Here is a 15,186-nt window from a genome sequence, read left to right as displayed (position 1 = left end):
TGACGATGGGCCCGGGCTCTGAAGGTTGTGCGCTTCGATGCTTAAGACACCGCGCTCGTCGGCTTTTGCCTGGCGGCGCACTGGCGACGCCGCCTCGCGGCCGAAAGGAAGGGCCTTCGGCGGCTCTTATGAATAAGGAAGACAAAATGAAGTCTCTTGCCTCCAAGACTCTGATGGTCGCGGCGTTGACCTGTGCGCCGATTTCCGCCCTGGCCCAGGCTCCCTCGGCCGTGATCAGTGTCGAGCAAGGAAAGATCAGCGGAACGCTGGAGGAGGGCGTGGCCAGCTGGAAAGGCATACCGTTCGCCGCACCTCCCGTCGGCGCGCTGCGCTGGCGCGCGCCGCAGCCGCCGGCGCCTTGGACGGATGTTCGTCCGGCCACCGCGTATAGCGCCGACTGCATGCAGAAGCCGTTCGGTGGCGATGCGGCGCCGCTTGGTACGACCCCCGCCGAAGACTGCCTGTATGCGAACGTCTGGAAGCCCACGGAGGCTAAGGCGAAGTTGCCGGTCGTCGTCTGGATCTATGGCGGCGGCTTCGTCAATGGGGGCGCCTCGCCGCCCACCTACTCGGGCGCCAATCTCGCCAAGCAGGGCGTGCTGTTTGTCAGCTTCAACTATCGCCTCGGTCGCTTCGGCACCTTCGCTCTGCCCCAATTGACCAAGCAGGACCCGGATCACGGTCTGCTGGGAAATTATGGCATGCTCGACCAGATCGCCGCGCTAAAGTGGGTTCAGCGCAACATCGCCGCATTCGGCGGTGATCCCTCGAACGTGACCATCATCGGCGAAAGCGCGGGCGGGCTTTCGGTCCACACCCTGGTCACGACGCCGCTCGCGCGCGGACTCTTCCAGAAGGCGATGGTGCTCTCCGGCGGCAATGCCGAGACCAGCGAGAACCCATCGCTCGCGGACGCCGAGCAGATCCTGTCCAATTTCGCCAAAGCCAATGGTGTGTCGCCCGACGACCCCAAGGCCATGGAAAAGCTGCGGGCTCTCAGCGCCGAGCAGGTCACCGATGACCTCAGCATGATCCAACTGTTCCAGCCCAAGCCAGGGCCGAAAACCTTTAGCGGGCCGGTTCGCGATGGAAAGATCGTCGTCGATCAGGGGCAGGCCTACGCCTCGGGACGGTTCACGCATGTCCCGATGGTGATCGGCGCCACCAGCGCCGACATGGGAGGCAAGAGCGGCTTCATGATCGCCGGCGCACGCAGCGCTGCGGCCAGGATCGCAAAACAGGGCGTGCCGGTCTGGCATTACCGCTTCTCCTATGTCGCTGAATCCGTCGGTCAGCCCGGCGCGCAGCACGCGACCGACGTTCCTTTCTTCTTCGACAACGCCGCCATCAAATACGGCGCCCAGACCACGCCCAAGGATGACGCCGTCGGCAAGACCATCAGCGCCTATGTCGTCAACTTCGCCAAGACAGGCGATCCCAACGGCGCTGGTCTGCCTGCGTGGCCCAAATATGATCCGGCGACCGATGCGCTGATGGATTTTTCGGCGCAAGGCGCCGCCGTGCCGCAGAAGGACCCATGGGGCGAGGAGATCGACAAGGGCGTGGCTCGACTGGCGGCGGCGCGGGCGTCGGGGCGCTACAATAGCCTGACGACACCGCTTGGCGCGCTGCTTGATGATCCCGCGGCCCGTGCGGTGCTGGATCGCCACATCCTGGACGTGGTTAGCGGCCCCCAGATCAATATGGCGCGCGGCCTGACGCTCGCGGCGCTTCAAGCCTATCTGCCGCAGCAGCTCACGGAAGCGAAGCTGAACCAAATCGATACCGAACTGGCGACGCTGCCCAAGCCACGGTGATCGCCTGAAGGCGGGGGCGTCGACACGACGCCCCCGCCTTCAGCAACTGCCACTCCGGTCGCGCTCTCGACAAACGACGAGCGCACGGCGAGCAGGAGTCCGCCTGCGTGACCGACGCGCGGACGATGACGCCGAGAAAGGCGTCCCAACGCTCGTGGCCAGCAAGACGACCCTCGGCAGAGGGCGGGACATAGCGGTGGCGCTGCGAGGCGCGAATGGCCTAGGAGCCGCCGATCAAGAGGCGTGCCGCCAACGCCTCCGCAGGAGTTGGTGTCTCGAATCGCCGCGCGCCGAACATCGCGTTCCTGGAGGCAGTCCAATGTCCGCTCTTGGCGCAGCGTTGCCGATGAACCGGACTTGTGGACCGTCCGGGAGGGCTGGGAAGCGGTCGTTACTCGCATGAGAACGACCGCTGACCTCACAAAAGCGACTTAGATAGCTGCAGCCCACGCGACCGCGTCGGCGCCGGCAGGGAGACGCATAGGCGAAGAGGGATCGGTCGCCGCCCGCCAAACCGCTTCGGCGACGTCCGTCGGCCGCGTGACCTCCCCCGGCGATTCAAACCCGGCGAAGACCTGAGCCGCTATCTCGGCATAGGGCTCGGGAATGGCCATGCCCATGCGGGCGCGAGCGTTTGCGCCGAATGCGGTATCGGGCGCCAACCCCGGCAGGACCAGCCGTGCTCGTACGCCGAACGGTTCCAGCTCCAGGGCCAGCGACTCGGTGAAGGCGTTCACCGCCGCCTTGCTGGCGGTGTAGACCGATAGCAGATGCAGCGGTCGCAGCGTCACCGTAGACGTGACGTTGACGACCACGCCCGCGCGTCGCTCCCGAAACTGCGGCAGGAAGGCCTGGGTCATGGCGATGGTCCCGAGCGTGTTGGTCTCGAACACCTCGCGCGCCTGGTCCATGGAGATGCCCTCCACGGCGTTGAGCAGGCCGACGCCGGCATTGTTGACCAGGACGTCGATCGGTCCGGCCGCGTCGACGGCGCGCGCGATGCTGCCCGGGTCGGTGACGTCGAGCGGTAGGATTTTGAGCCGCTCCGACGCGGGCAGGATGTCCGGGTTCGGCGTGCGCATGGTGGCGATGACCGTCCAGTCACGCTCGAGGAAATAGAGGGCAGTCTCGAGGCCGAAGCCTGACGAGCATCCGGTGATGAGAATGGTGTTCATGACAGCTCCTTTGGGGGGAGACAGACAGGTAGGAGGGCAAGAGCGGACCTGCTACAAGCCTAAGTCCAGATCTCATTGGCGTAAGTCCGAATGTCCGACCCTCTTACCCAAGTCGTTGGCCTACTGCAGCCCAGCGCCTCGTTCTCCAAGCTGGTCATCGCCTCGGGCCCCTGGGCCGTGCGCCGCTCGGACGACGACGGCCGGCCGTTCTATTGCGCGATGCTGGAAGGCGCCTGCCGCCTGTGGGTCGCTGGTCAGGCGCCGGTCACGCTCGAACAGGGTGATTTCGTTCTGGTGCCCGCGGCCTTCGACTTTTCGACCTCCAGTCTTGAACCGCCGCTGGAAGGCTTCGAGACGCAGCGGACCGAGGTCAGCCCGGGCGTGTTCCGGCTCGGCGGCCTCGACGCCTCGCCGGACGTGCGCATGCTGGTGGGCCACTGCGCCTTCGTCGCCGCCGACGCCAAGCTGTTGGTCTCGCTCCTGCCGCAACTGGTGCACGTGCGGGGACAGGGACGGCTGACCACCCTGGTCGAACAGGTGAACGACGAGACCCGCGCCGACCGGCCTGGTCGCGACGTGGTCCTGACGCGCCTGCTGGAGGTGCTGCTGATCGAGGCCCTCCGCTCCTCGGCCGGCCCCACGGCGTCGCCGGGCCTGCTGCGAGGACTGGCCGATGATCATCTCGCCGTCGCGCTGCGGCTGATCCACGACCGGCCGACCCACGCCTGGACGGTAGTCGAACTGGCGCGACAGGCGGCGCTGTCCCGGTCGACCCTCTTCGAACGGTTTCGGCAAGAGGTGGGCGTCGCGCCCATGGAATACCTGCTGGGCTGGCGCATGGCGCTGGCCAAGGATCTGCTGCGCCGCGAGAAGGTTAGCGTGGCTCAGGTCGCCGAGCGGGTCGGGTACAGCTCGGCCAGCACCTTCAGCGTCGCCTTCGCTCGCTCGGTTGGCACGCCGCCGATCCTCTATGCGCGCGAGCAACGCAAAGTCTGATGCCCCTCAACGAGGGAAGGACCATGCGCCATGGCTGCCAAAGGGCAGCGCGGCTTCTCGATCAAGGAGCTGAACGTCCAGTTTCCGAAGGTGCGCCAATGGTTATGGCCGCGAGGGGGGATCGAAACTTGGGTCGCTGAGTCCGCCCCATGATCGCGACGGGCTTCTCAGCAATTGTCCACCAATGACGCAGCCTCGCTCCGGGTCCCGCCGCGAGACTGCGAAGTCGTCCTCAATTTAAGCCTTGGCCAACGCGCTGGCCGCCTTGCCGTCATACTGGCCGCCGAAGCTAGTCTTCAGGTGGGCCATGATCGTTCCGACGTTGGCGTCGGGGTTCTTGGCCCTGAAGTCGCTGATGACCTCGCGCAGTTGCGCTTCCGTCATCTGCTTTGGGCCATACGAGGTCAGTATCGCCAGTTCCGTTTCAGCCGCCCTGGTCCGCTCATCCACCTTCGACGCATCGCCTCCCGCTTCGATCAGGCGCGCGCGTTCGGTCGCGAGGTTCTCCAGCGTCAGCTTCATGTTTTTCAAGAACTTAGCGACGGTTGCGACGACCTTTTCGTCAGTGACTTCCGTCACGCCGCGCTTGAATTCTTCGGTCGTGATCTGCGTAGCTTCGCCGATCAATGTGGTCAGCAGGTCAGCCTTCAGACGGTCGCTCAGCTTGCGCGCGGCGAGTTGGTCAGCTTTGAGCTCGTCGAGCAAAGCCATGTCGTCGTCCTTCCAGTTCACTGCGCCTCGATTGCGCCGTACTGGGTGGCAACGTCAACATCCTGGAGGCACGCCAAGGGCAGCTCCTGGCGCGCTGGACCCCTGGAGTCGCCGGCGAGGAGCGCCAGGGCGTGCTTGTGCCTAGATGCCTTGCGGTGGACGACCGTGGCGTTTCACCTTTTCCAGAAAGTACATGCCCTCGAGCTTGAGCCCGTCCGGGTCAAGGAAGAAGACAGCGTAATAGCCCTCGCCGTAGCTTGGATAGGCGGCTGGTGGGTCAACCACGGTGACGTTCTCCTGCTGGAGAAAGGCTCCGAGCTCGTCCACCTCCTCGCGGGCGCCGAGCTCGAAGGCGTAGTGATGGTAACCGATGTCGCCGGTGCGATGGGGCCGGGCGCGGCCTTCGGCGTCTGCCTCGGTGATCCAGAACATGGTCACGCCGTTGTTCCATCCGACCGTGCGGTCAAACTCCCACTCGCGCACGAAACCCAGGAAGGTCAGCAATCGGTCGTAGAAGCGACGCGAAACCTCGAAGTCGCTCACCCGGATGGCGAGATGGTCGATCCCAACAACTCTGGCCATGGCGCCTCCTCGACGAAGAGGCAGCATGGGCGCCAAAGGGCGGTCCAGACAATCTCCGATCTCTTCGTGAAACGAATGTCGTATTTCTGGACCGATAGGAGAGTCTGCTTATGGCGCATCGGACGCATGCGGTGCGCCAGCGATCAGCGCGGCGGTCGGGCCATCCCCGCGAGCTCGGCGGCGATGGCGGCCGTGACCGAAGACCAGTCGCCGCGGGCCGGCTGGCGGAACAGGCGCAGGCTCGGATACCAGGGAGAGTCGTCGCGGCCCAGCAACCAGCGCCAGTCGGGCACGCGGGGCAGCATGACCCAGGCCGGACGTCCGAGGGCGCCGGCCAGATGCACCGGCGCGCTGTCGACCGAGATCAGCAGGTCGGCAAGGCTCAGTATGGCTGCGGTGTCCTCGAAATCGGCGATCTCGTCGCCGAAGCGCTCGATCCGCATGCCGGGCGGCGGCGCGCCCGCCTGCGCCTCCGCCGGTCCCTTCTGCAGGGCGAGGAAGGTTACGCCTGGCATGGCCAGGGGCGCCAGCGCGGCGAGGGGGAGGGACCGGTTGGCGTCGTTGAGGTGGGTCGGCCGCCCGGCCCAGACAAGGCCGACCAGCGGCCGGGGCAGTCCGGCCAGCCGTTTGCGCCATCGCTTCAGCCGAACGGCGTCCGCGCGGAGGTAGGGGATGCGGCCCGGCAGGTCGGTGAGCTGCAGGCCCATGACCATCGGCAGGCTCATCATCTCGCAATGGCTGTCGAAGGGCGGCGGCAGGGCGTCGCGCAACACGATCTCGTCCACCCCGGCGAGGCGCTGGGCGAAGGCGGCCTGGTCGGCATTGATCTGCAGCACGATGCGAGCCTGGCTGCGGTCCTTCGCCCACGCGACCATGCGCATGAACTGGAAGGTGTCGCCAAAACCCTGTTCGTCATGGATCAGCAGGGTCCGGCCCGGCATCGGCCGCCCGTCCCAGCGCGGCCGTTGCACCCGCCGCTCGAGCTGGACCGTATGCGGCATGCCGTAGCGGTGATGGTAGTCCCGCCAGCCGCGTTCGAAGTCGCCCAGCAGCAGCAGCAGTTCACCGCGTTCGAAGCGGAAAGTGAGATTGCCGGGCAGGGTGTCGACTAGCTGGTCATAGACCTGCAGAGCCTCCTCGATACGCCCCTGGATGCGCAGCGCCACGGCCAGCCCCTGCCAGCAGGCGGCAACAGCGCCCCCCGCGGCGATTGCCTGCCGGGCGCGGGCCTCAGCCTGTTCGGGCTGCCCCGCCGCCAGCAGAGCCTGCACCTCGGCCTCGGCCGTCACTGACCCGCTCGTCCCTGCGCCTGCAGGGCCAGTTCGCGGGCCTCCAGCGCGGCCGCATTGCCCGGGACCGCCGCGAGGACGGCGTCGGCCATCGCCAGCGCTTCGTCGAGCCGGCCGAGCTCACGCAGGACCCTGGAAAGACCGAGCGGCAGCCTGGGGTGATCCGGGGCGAAGTCGCGCAGCGCCTCCAGCCAGCCCAGCGCCTGCGGCCAGCGCTCGCGGTCGCCCTCCAGCATCGCGGCGTAGGCGTAGGCGTCGCCCATATGAGGATCGATCTCGATCGCGCGGCGAAGCAGAGCCAGCCCCTCGTCGGCCTGACCCTGCTGGCCTGTCAGCCTGCCGAGATTGCTGAGCGCGTCGGTATAGACAGGATTGAGATGGATCGCCTGCCGGTAGCAGTCGGCGGCGTCGTCCAGCAGGGTCAGCAGGCGCAGGGTGTTGCCGAGATTGTTGTGCCCCTCGGCGAAATCGGGCGCCAAGGCCAGCACGCGCCGCAGGCATTGCGCACTTTCCTCGAGGCTTCCGGCCTCCTGCAGGATGATGCCGAGATTGCTCCAGACGGCCGGGGAGGAATCGTCGAGCGCCGCAGCCCGGCGGGCGGCCTGCTCCGCCTCCGCCAGGCGGTGCAGCTGGCGGCAGATCTCACCGAGGTTATTGAAATAGCTGGCCGGCGCGCCGGGCGCCGCGCAGGCCTGCTTCAGATAGTCCACCGCCGCGTCGTGCTGGCCGTAGGCATGGGCCATCAAGCCCAGCAGATGGAGGACGTCGGCCTGGCCGGGCCAAACTTCCAGCACCCGCCGGCACAGCGTCTCGGCCTGCTGCGCCTGGCCGGCCTCCCAGTGACGGTAGGCCAGGTCGATGGCCGTTTCCACCGGAACGACCTCGGGCCGTCCTGCCTCGGGCTGGGAGCCGGGAGCTGGCCGGGGCGGCTTGCGGACCATGCGGCGTCCTACGACTGGAGCTGCTTCAGGGCGGCCGCCAGCCCTTTCAGCGGAACCGGGATGTCGAGCGCCTTGCCGTCGGCGGCGACGAATCGCACCGTCATGCTGGCGCCGCGCCGGATCTGGTCGAGGCTCTGCTCGTCGAGCTCCACGATCATGCGGCAGCCGCCGGCATGGCAGCTCTCGAACGGCAGGGTCACGGGTTTGCCCCCGTCGATGGTCATGACCAGTCCCGGGATCAGCTGGACGCCGAGCGGCGCCGTCATGATGAGCCGCGCCCTGCCGCCCTGCCCCGCGAACGCCATGCTGACGTTCAGCAGCACCGTGTTCCCGGCGATGGCATATTGCTCGACATAGCAGACCTCGCGCCCCGCGCCGTCGCGGGTGCATTGCTTGCTCCACAGCGGGCCGGCGGCCTGGTCTGGCTTGTCCTGCGCCGCGAAGGCCGGGCCGCCGCCGGCAAGGACAAGCATCATGGCCAGCAAGGTTGGGGCTGCCTTCGCAGTTGATGCGAGCATCACAAGCCTTTCAAGTGCGGCGGGACCGCGTCCTACCAAGTGTAGCGCAGGCCAGCCGCAAGTGTATTGCTTTGGATGTTCTCGCCCAGTTCAAAGCCGTAATCGACGTAGAAGCGCAGTTTGTCCGACACTGTCGCCGAGACGTCGAAGCCGGTCAGCAGGCGATTACGGTCCAGGCGGTTGCTCTGCACCAGGAAGGCCGCGCCGCCGCTCTGGAAGCTGTTGGTGCTGACCGCATGGCGGTCGCCCAGTTCGTGGGCCCAGCCCAGCCGCAGGCGCGGCGCGACGGTGGTGGTCCCGATCATCATCTCCCGCTGGATGCGGACCATCGCGGTCGAGCGCAGCGCGTCGATGTCGGTGGCCGTCGCCCGCAGGGCCAGGTCCTCGCCGCCGCTTTCACCCACGGCGTTTCGATCGATGTGGTCGTAGCGCAGGCCGATCGACGGCTCGACGCTGTAGGTGGCGGCCTGGTGCACGAAGCCCGTCCGGATCGAGGCGCCGCCATTCCAGCCGTCAGAGGTGTCGGTGGCCGTGCGGTCAAGACCGCCGAATTCGATCCGGCGACGCGACTGCGTCTGAGTCCAGCCGCCGTTGGCCTGGCCGTCGATGAAGGCCGAACCGAAACGGGCCGAGGCGTAGAGCGACAGGTTCACGACATCCAGCTGGGCCTGCGACGCGGCCTTGGTCCGCAGTTCGCTGTGGCCAAAGCCCAGGGCCGCGCCCAGCACGGCTCCGCCGTCCAGCGCCACGTCGGCGCCGGCCACGGCGCCGCCGAGACGGTTGTGGGCCTCCGAGGCGTTGCCGTCGTCGTCCTGCTCGTCGATGCGGCCAAAGACCTGGCCCCAGGCGCGAACGCTGGAGACCGGCCGATCCTGGGCCGCCAAGGCCGACGACGCGGGCAGGCGCTCGCCGTTCGAGGCATACTGCACCCCGCCCAGGCCCGCCCGGCTGGCCTGCTGCAGATCACCGACCCGCCCATTGCGGAGGGTCGAAAGTCGGTCGTCGAGGATGGCCGAGAACTGGCGTTGCACCGACATGCCGGCCAGCAGGGACTCGCCGTGCACCGCGCCGGCCACCTGGTCCAGGGCCGGACCGATCTGTTGGGGCGACAGGCCGTAGAGGGCGCCGAACGACGATCCGGCCTGGACGATCTCCACCGCCGCCGGACGTCGGGCGTCGAGCGCGCGGCCGGCGGCGCGCTGGTTGGAGGTCTGTCCCAGGCCAAGCGCCGCCAGGTCGCCATAGGCGGCGGGCGTCACGACCAGGTCCAGGTCGCTGGAGCGATAGAGCACGTCGAACCGCGTGCCGCCCGCCATGCCGCTGGCGGGCTGGTCAAGGGTCGAGAAAGCGCCCGTCACGCCGCCGTCGGCGTGAATGATGTTGAACCGATCGCCCAGCGCCGGCGTGAAGCTGTTGCTGGCGGCGCCGGTGATGCCGCGCAGGACCGGCCGCAGCGTGCCGGCCACCGTGATCGGCGCGCCTCGGACGATGACGCGCGAGTAGTTGCCCGCGCCAGCCCCTGTTCCCATGCCGTCGATGTCAATGGACAGGACGGCGGTGTCGGTGAGGTCGACCGGATTGGTGAAGATCAGGGTTCCCGGCGAATTGCCGGGCGCCAGCGTGCCGGCGATCGCGGCCGGGCCGTTGACCGTGCCGACGCCGCGAAGGGTGGCGTCCGACCCGATCCGCAGGGCGCCGTTGAGCGTGCCATTGAGGCTGAGCTGGGTGTTGGCCACCGTGATCGTGCCGCCGGTGATGACGCCGCTCGAGACGACCTGGCCGCCGCCCGTGATCTGCAACGTGCCGGCGTTGGTGACATTGCCGCTCAGGACCAGTTGGCTCCGATTGGTGTCGATGACCCCGCCGGTCGCCAGCACCACGAAATCCTGTCCGGTCGTGGTGTTCTGCGCCACCTGCAGCGTGCCGCCACTGAAGGTGACGGTCTGGCCGCTGCCCGCTGAGTCGGCGAAGGTGAAATATGGCTGGCTGTTATCGACAGTGTTCGTCGCCGGCGGCGGCGGTGGCGGCGAAACCACCGTGGCCAGGGTGACGACCAGCTTGTTGGTGGAGCCGACGATGGTGGTGGCGGTGGTCGCGGTGAAGCCGGTCGCGGTGACCGAGACGCCGGTATAGTCGGTGCCGGTGACGCTGCCGCTGACGATCGTGTAGGTGCCCGCCGTGATCGTGCCGGCCGGGGCGGCCTGCATGACGATGGTTCCGTTGGTCAGCGTCACCCCGCTCGACGCGGTCAGCGAGCCGTAGGCGGCGCCGGAGGTCACCAGCACGACCAGCTGCGCCGCCCCCGACTGGCTGTAGGATCCGGTGACCTGCGTCGCGCGCTGCGTCATCAGGACGCCGGTGTTGGTGACCGTGCCCGCCCCCGCCTGCGCCGTGACGTTGTCGGCGAGGTAGGTGTTGCCGGCGAAGGTCACCCCGCCGAGCGACACGATGGTGGAGGGGGTCGAGCTGGTCGTCCCCATCAGCGTGCCGTAGGTGGAGCCCGAGCCGCCCGTGATGGTGAGGCCGCCGGTGCGCTGGCTGCGGATCGCGCCGACGATCGTGCCGGTGTTGATGAAGTTGATCGCGCCGGCCGAGGCGTTGATATAGACGGCGGCGTCGGTGCCGCCTGTCGCGGTGCCGCGGATCAGGCCGCTGTTGGTGAGCGTGCCGACCGTGCCGCCGGCCAGGTAGACGCCGTTGCCGCCGGTGATCGTGCCGCTGTTGGTGAGCGTGCCGACCGACGAGCCGGCGGTCTCGAGATACAGGGCGTAGCCGCCGCTGCTGAAGATCAAGCCGGCGTTGCTGACCGAGGTGACGGTAGTGTTGGCGCGCAACAGCATGGCGTAGCTTGAGCCCTGAATGGTGCCCGTGTCGCTGTTGCTGATCGTGCCCACATGCGCGCCGTCCAGGCGGACGCCGCGGACGCCGCCGCTGATCGTCCCGGTGTTGGTGATCCCCGTGATCGTGTTGTTGTTTAGGCCGTATAGGCCGTTGTTCGATGAACCGACGGTGATCGCGCCGTCGTTCCAGATCGATCCGATGGACACGTTGCTGGCCATCACGACGCCGTCGGCCCCCGTCGGCGCGACGCTGCCTGTCGAGGTGATCGACAGACTGGCGCCCGATGCGATCGTCTGCGAGGTCGTGCTCGCCGAGCTGATCGTCGTCGTCTGCGCCATGGCCGGCAGCGCGACGTTCAACACCATCACGGATGTGCCCGCCAGGAGCACCCGGTGGAAGGCGGCGGAACGGCAGATGTGAGCGGGGGGCGTCATAAGCAGGCGTTCCTATCGTCCCGCCCGAAAGGGCGCCGAGCTTGGCTGTTTCCCGCGAAGGGCAAGGGGCAGGCGCGCGCGCCAAGATTTGGGTCGCCCACCATGCCCGATGGGAACCACAAGATCCTTAACGACAGATTTCGACCTGAAGGCGGGCGTGTCCTGAAGTCTGTTTAAGCGCGGATCGGTGAGACGGTTTCACCGAAGGCGTCTCACGATATCTGTACGGTCCCGCATCTCCGGCGCGATTTTTCGGAAATCAGCTAGTGCCGCCGCGCCCCGAACTGCGGCGGGGAAATGGATGGCGAGACCATTTAGGACTGGTGAAGGCCGCAAGGGGCGATGCTCTCTCTCGCAGCCTTGAATGTCGCCTTCGTGGAAGCGTGCCAATGTCTGCAACTGGCGCAGATAGGTACGGCGGGCTCAGCCCGGTTGCTTGGACGGCTGTGGTCCCGTTCTTGAACGAACGGGGCTAGCTGGGCGCCCACCTGCGAGAGTCTCCCATGCCCGCCTTCACCGTCGTCACCACCAGCGCGACCCACGGCAGCGATGCGGTGGAGGTGAGCACACAGAGCGACGATTTCACCAACGTCAGCGAAGCCCTGGCCAATTCGCGATGATCGCCATCAGGCTCAGACCCGTGGCGAGCACGCCGTGACGTGAAGCGTGGACGTTGTCTAACTCATTGTGATCCATCGAATATCCCATCTGCGATCGACTGGCGGTTTGCCGATCGTAACCTGATGGCTGTGGATGCTCGTCCGAGATCGCCGCATCACAGATGGCGCTCGACTTGGCGTCGGACATCGTCGGCAAGGGGGTGGAGCATCGCCGAGGGCGTCGGGCCCACCAAGCTGTAGCCGATCCCATCCGTAGCCCACGAGACGCCGCTAAGCCCGTCCTCCGCGTGTTCGGACATGGCGGTGTTTTTCTCCAGCCGCATGGGGCGGACCATTACCGCCAGCCTGAGGCCTTGGGCGTCGTCATAGATGAACAGGGCCGCTGGGCCGTGCGGCGTGGAGACAAGGCGACCGCCGATGAAGCGATAACCCGCCGCCTGGAGATCCGGAACCTCGACCGAGCTGCTGACACGGTTGGAGACCCAACGCACCAGCTCGGCCTTTTGGGCGGGACCGATCTCGACCGGCCGATGCGCATCCGAAGCATAGACCCGGTAGTTGTCGGCCGCCTCGCGCGACAGGGCGCCGACTCCGTTGATCGGCGGGGCGACGACGCCCCTGGCTGTCCATCCGGCCAGTCCGCCGATCACCAGCACGGCCGCCGCGGCGATGGCGGGGCGCCAGTAGGCTTGGCGTGTGCGACGAGCCTCGATCAAGGCGCGCAAGCCTAGCTCCGGCGGGATCGGTTCCTCCGCGATCGCCCCCAGGGCGGCGCGCAAGGCGGCGCGATCGGCGACATAGCCCCCGATGCGCCTGGCTTCTTCGGGGTGCGCGGCGAGATAGGCTTCCACCTCCTCGCGACGCGTCGAGGACAGAGCCTCATCGACATAGGCCTGCAGGTCGTCTTCGCTGATGGGGCGCGGGGCGCTCATTTGATCCTCCGCAGATGCGGCGTTCGAACTTGGGTGGCCGAACCATCGGCCATGATCTGGGCGAGGCGCGCGCGACCGCGCGACAGTCGCGACATTACCGTCCCGATCGGCACGTCCAGCACCTTGGCGGCCTGGGCGTAGGACAGATCCTCGACCCCGACCAACAGGAGCACCGATCGGTAGTCCCGCGGCAAGGCCGCGAGGGACCTGAGGATGTCGCTCTGGTTGACCCCATCCTGCTGGGTGGCGCGCTCGGCCAGTTCCGCCTCGTCGAGCTCGTCCAAGGACACCTCTCGCCCGCGACGGCCCAACCGGCGCCAACGGCTGACCGCCAGACTATGCAGGATCGAGAAGAGCCAACTGCGCGCGTCGCTGGCCTCGCGGCGCTGGCTCCAGCGCCCGACCGCCCGTTCCAGGCAGTCCTGCACGAGGTCGTCAGCCTCGGCGGCGTCCTGGACCAGCGAGCGCGCATAGCGTCGCAGGCTCGGGATTGATGGCTCGATCAGGCGGATCATGTCGTCCACGGGGGAGCTCCGGGGCGCACCCTAGCGGGCCTGAACCTGAACGGGCTCGCCGAGCTGGTCGGCGGTTCCTGGCGCGATCACCAGATAGCGCCTATCCGTCGTGCTCGCCGCCTGCACGACCTGGCGGATGGGCCCGATCGCATTGACGATCGCCGCGCCGGCCGGATTGGTCATGAAGCTGGCGAGCGGTTCGAGCGGACCAGAGCCGTCAGCCTGTCGCGCCAAGGCCAGGACATAGGCTTGCTTGGGCGTGAGGCCCGTGACCGACGCCTGCAGCACCTGCAGCAGCCCCTGATCGAACAGGCTCACACTGGTGGGCTCCTCGCCGCCTCCGCCGGTGGGACCCAGCACCAGATGCGCGCTGGCGCCGCCCTTGCCGAGCGGCTGCAGGTTCTGTGTTCCGGGCCCTTCCGGAACCGCGTCGGGCACGTAGCTCAGCGCTTGCGGAGCCTGGCCGATCGGCACGGTGGCGACGACCTTGTTGGTCGCCGTATCGATCACGGCGACCGCGTCTGCGTTCTCCAACCCGACATAGATCCGCGCGCCATCCCCCGAAGGCCACAGGCCGTGCGGCAATTTGCCGACGGGGATGGTCGCCACCTTGGTGAAATCGTCGGTTCGAAACACCTGCACCTCGTTCTTGCCCCCGACGGTGACGTAGGCGAACTGGCCCTTGGCGGTGCGGACGAAGTTCACATGGTTTGTGATCGGACCGATATCCAAGGTCTTTAGCACGGTGAACGGCGGACGTGCGTCGAAGGCGACGGCCTTGCCGACGTCCTTAAGTGTGAACCACACCTGCGCGCCGTCCGGCGTCGCGGCGATATTGGGGCAGAAGGGACTTGGTTGCGTCACGCGCCCGACGATCTGGCGGGTGGCGACCTCAATGACCACGGTCTCGGGATTGAATGACGAGCACACATAGCCGTAGCGGCCGTCCGGCGAGAAGATCGTCATGCCGGGGCCGGCGGGCGTGACGATCCGAGCGGTCTCGGCATAGGTCCGCGCGTCGATCACCGAGACGTAGTCTTCGCCCCGCACCGTGACCCAGACCTCCTTGCCGTCGGGCGTGAAGAACACCTCGTGGGGCGAGCGCCCGACATAGGTGGTGTGCTTGACGGTGTTGGTGGCCGTATCGATGAAGGTGACGGCGTTCGAGCCGATCGACACCACGGCCAAGGTCTTGTGGTCGGGCGAGGCGCCAAGGCCGTGGACGAGCAGTTGGCCCCTGTACAGCGGACTGAGATTGCCCGGCGCCGGATCGCCCAGCTTGATGAAGCCCAGCAGGCGGTTGTCGACGGGATCGGTCACCGAGACGGTGTTGGAGAACTGCTCGGCGGCGTAGACGCGATCGCGACTCGAGATGGCGATGTCCGGGTCGTGAGCCTTTCTGGGCGGCTGGCCGGCGGTTGCAGGCATGACGGCCAAGAGCGCCAGGGCCGAGCCCAGCAGGAGGGCGATCTTCATCTCAGTGCTCCTGGCCATGATGCGCAGCGGTCGTCGAGCGGTGCGGGGCCGGTGTCGTCGGGGAGGGACTGGAAGGCGGCAGGGGCTGGCCCACGGCCAGGCGCATGGCCGCGATCTCCTGCTGCTGGGCGACGATGATCTCCTGGGCCAGCCGGCGCAGTTGCTCGTTCTTGCCGTAGCGCAGCTGGGCGATGGCCATGTCGATGCCGCCCTGATGGTGGGGGATCATCATGTTCACGAAGTCACGGTCCACGTCGCCTGACGGCTTGATGTCCATGTCCGCCATCATCTTGATCATGGCCGCCTCGTTGGCGCTCATGAACGCCTTGTGCGGCGTGG

14 protein-coding genes are annotated in these 15,186 nt (G+C 67.4%); 3 read left to right on the top strand and 11 right to left on the bottom strand.

What is annotated here, in order from left to right:
- The first annotated feature begins 146 nt into the window (after positions 1-146).
- Complete coding sequence (locus WAL33_RS11120) at positions 147-1,817, top strand: carboxylesterase/lipase family protein (RefSeq protein ID WP_422181364.1); 1,671 nt, start codon at positions 147-149, stop codon at positions 1,815-1,817.
- A 431-nt stretch (positions 1,818-2,248) separates the two neighbouring features.
- Here WAL33_RS11120 and WAL33_RS11115 read toward each other — a convergent pair whose 3' ends face one another.
- Positions 2,249-2,992: an SDR family oxidoreductase gene (locus tag WAL33_RS11115; RefSeq protein ID WP_422181362.1), complete on the bottom strand. Its 744-nt coding sequence runs from the start codon at positions 2,990-2,992 to the stop codon at positions 2,249-2,251.
- Between the two features lie 90 nt (positions 2,993-3,082).
- Between WAL33_RS11115 and WAL33_RS11110 the strand changes: the two genes are divergently transcribed.
- Complete coding sequence (locus WAL33_RS11110; protein WP_422181360.1) at positions 3,083-3,988, top strand: cupin domain-containing protein; 906 nt, start codon at positions 3,083-3,085, stop codon at positions 3,986-3,988.
- A 237-nt stretch (positions 3,989-4,225) separates the two neighbouring features.
- On the opposite strand, the gene WAL33_RS11105 is transcribed toward WAL33_RS11110, so the two are convergent.
- The 6 genes from WAL33_RS11105 to WAL33_RS11080 all read right to left on the bottom strand — a co-directional run bounded on the left by WAL33_RS11105 (position 4,226) and on the right by WAL33_RS11080 (position 11,076).
- Positions 4,226-4,699, bottom strand: coding sequence for a GatB/YqeY domain-containing protein (locus WAL33_RS11105; protein ID WP_422181358.1), 474 nt, complete (start codon positions 4,697-4,699; stop codon positions 4,226-4,228).
- A 141-nt stretch (positions 4,700-4,840) separates the two neighbouring features.
- Complete coding sequence (locus WAL33_RS11100) at positions 4,841-5,281, bottom strand: VOC family protein (RefSeq protein WP_422181356.1); 441 nt, start codon at positions 5,279-5,281, stop codon at positions 4,841-4,843.
- A 143-nt stretch (positions 5,282-5,424) separates the two neighbouring features.
- Positions 5,425-6,552: a tetratricopeptide repeat protein gene (locus tag WAL33_RS11095; RefSeq protein ID WP_422181455.1), complete on the bottom strand. Its 1,128-nt coding sequence runs from the start codon at positions 6,550-6,552 to the stop codon at positions 5,425-5,427.
- 14 nt (positions 6,553-6,566) lie between these two features.
- On the bottom strand, positions 6,567-7,511 hold the full coding sequence (locus tag WAL33_RS11090) for a tetratricopeptide repeat protein (RefSeq protein ID WP_422181354.1): 945 nt from the start codon (positions 7,509-7,511) through the stop codon (positions 6,567-6,569).
- Between the two features lie 8 nt (positions 7,512-7,519).
- Entirely contained in the window at positions 7,520-7,987 is a 468-nt protein-coding gene (locus WAL33_RS11085; protein WP_422181352.1) for an invasion associated locus B family protein, read from the bottom strand.
- Positions 7,988-8,061: 74 nt separating this feature from the next.
- Positions 8,062-11,076, bottom strand: a complete 3,015-nt coding sequence (locus WAL33_RS11080) for an autotransporter outer membrane beta-barrel domain-containing protein (RefSeq protein ID WP_422181350.1) — start codon at positions 11,074-11,076, stop codon at positions 8,062-8,064.
- Between WAL33_RS11080 and WAL33_RS11075 the strand changes: the two genes are divergently transcribed.
- The gene (locus WAL33_RS11075; RefSeq protein WP_422181348.1) at positions 11,069-11,290 is read left to right on the top strand and encodes a hypothetical protein; all 222 of its coding nucleotides are present in this window, start codon (positions 11,069-11,071) and stop codon (positions 11,288-11,290) included. The two genes, WAL33_RS11080 and WAL33_RS11075, sit on opposite strands and share 8 nt — an antisense overlap.
- A 789-nt stretch (positions 11,291-12,079) precedes the next feature.
- Here the strand turns inward: WAL33_RS11075 and WAL33_RS11070 are convergent.
- The 4 genes from WAL33_RS11070 to WAL33_RS11055 form a co-directional block, all read right to left on the bottom strand.
- On the bottom strand, positions 12,080-12,856 hold the full coding sequence (locus tag WAL33_RS11070) for an anti-sigma factor family protein (protein ID WP_422181346.1): 777 nt from the start codon (positions 12,854-12,856) through the stop codon (positions 12,080-12,082).
- Positions 12,853-13,371: a sigma-70 family RNA polymerase sigma factor gene (locus WAL33_RS11065; RefSeq protein WP_422181453.1), complete on the bottom strand. Its 519-nt coding sequence runs from the start codon at positions 13,369-13,371 to the stop codon at positions 12,853-12,855. Before WAL33_RS11065 ends, WAL33_RS11070 begins: the two co-directional genes overlap by 4 nt.
- A gap of 30 nt (positions 13,372-13,401) precedes the next feature.
- Entirely contained in the window at positions 13,402-14,847 is a 1,446-nt protein-coding gene (locus tag WAL33_RS11060; protein WP_422181344.1) for a YncE family protein, read from the bottom strand.
- 1 nt (position 14,848) lies between these two features.
- A partial coding sequence (locus WAL33_RS11055; RefSeq protein WP_422181342.1) for a DUF305 domain-containing protein occupies positions 14,849-15,186 on the bottom strand: 338 nt, incomplete at its 5' end.

The sequence above is a fragment of the Caulobacter sp. genome, from assembly GCF_049283275.1.
Classification (GTDB): Bacteria; Pseudomonadota; Alphaproteobacteria; order Caulobacterales; family Caulobacteraceae; genus Caulobacter.
Note: the sequence above shows the minus strand (reverse complement) of the source record. Positions and strands in the feature narration are given on the sequence as shown.

Bases quoted from the DNA above. Each gene is read 5' to 3' on its own strand.
- WAL33_RS11120 (WP_422181364.1), top strand. From the start codon at position 147: ATGAAGTCTCTTGCCTCCAAGACTCTGATGGTCGCGGCGTTGACCTGT.
- WAL33_RS11115 (WP_422181362.1), bottom strand. From the start codon at position 2,992: ATGAACACCATTCTCATCACCGGATGCTCGTCAGGCTTCGGCCTCGAG.
- WAL33_RS11110 (WP_422181360.1), top strand. From the start codon at position 3,083: ATGTCCGACCCTCTTACCCAAGTCGTTGGCCTACTGCAGCCCAGCGCC.
- WAL33_RS11105 (WP_422181358.1), bottom strand. From the start codon at position 4,699: ATGGCTTTGCTCGACGAGCTCAAAGCTGACCAACTCGCCGCGCGCAAG.
- WAL33_RS11100 (WP_422181356.1), bottom strand. From the start codon at position 5,281: ATGGCCAGAGTTGTTGGGATCGACCATCTCGCCATCCGGGTGAGCGAC.
- WAL33_RS11090 (WP_422181354.1), bottom strand. From the start codon at position 7,511: ATGGTCCGCAAGCCGCCCCGGCCAGCTCCCGGCTCCCAGCCCGAGGCA.
- WAL33_RS11085 (WP_422181352.1), bottom strand. From the start codon at position 7,987: ATGATGCTTGTCCTTGCCGGCGGCGGCCCGGCCTTCGCGGCGCAGGAC.
- WAL33_RS11075 (WP_422181348.1), top strand. From the start codon at position 11,069: ATGGACACGTTGCTGGCCATCACGACGCCGTCGGCCCCCGTCGGCGCG.
- WAL33_RS11070 (WP_422181346.1), bottom strand. From the start codon at position 12,856: ATGAGCGCCCCGCGCCCCATCAGCGAAGACGACCTGCAGGCCTATGTC.
- WAL33_RS11065 (WP_422181453.1), bottom strand. From the start codon at position 13,371: ATGATCCGCCTGATCGAGCCATCAATCCCGAGCCTGCGACGCTATGCG.
- WAL33_RS11060 (WP_422181344.1), bottom strand. From the start codon at position 14,847: ATGAAGATCGCCCTCCTGCTGGGCTCGGCCCTGGCGCTCTTGGCCGTC.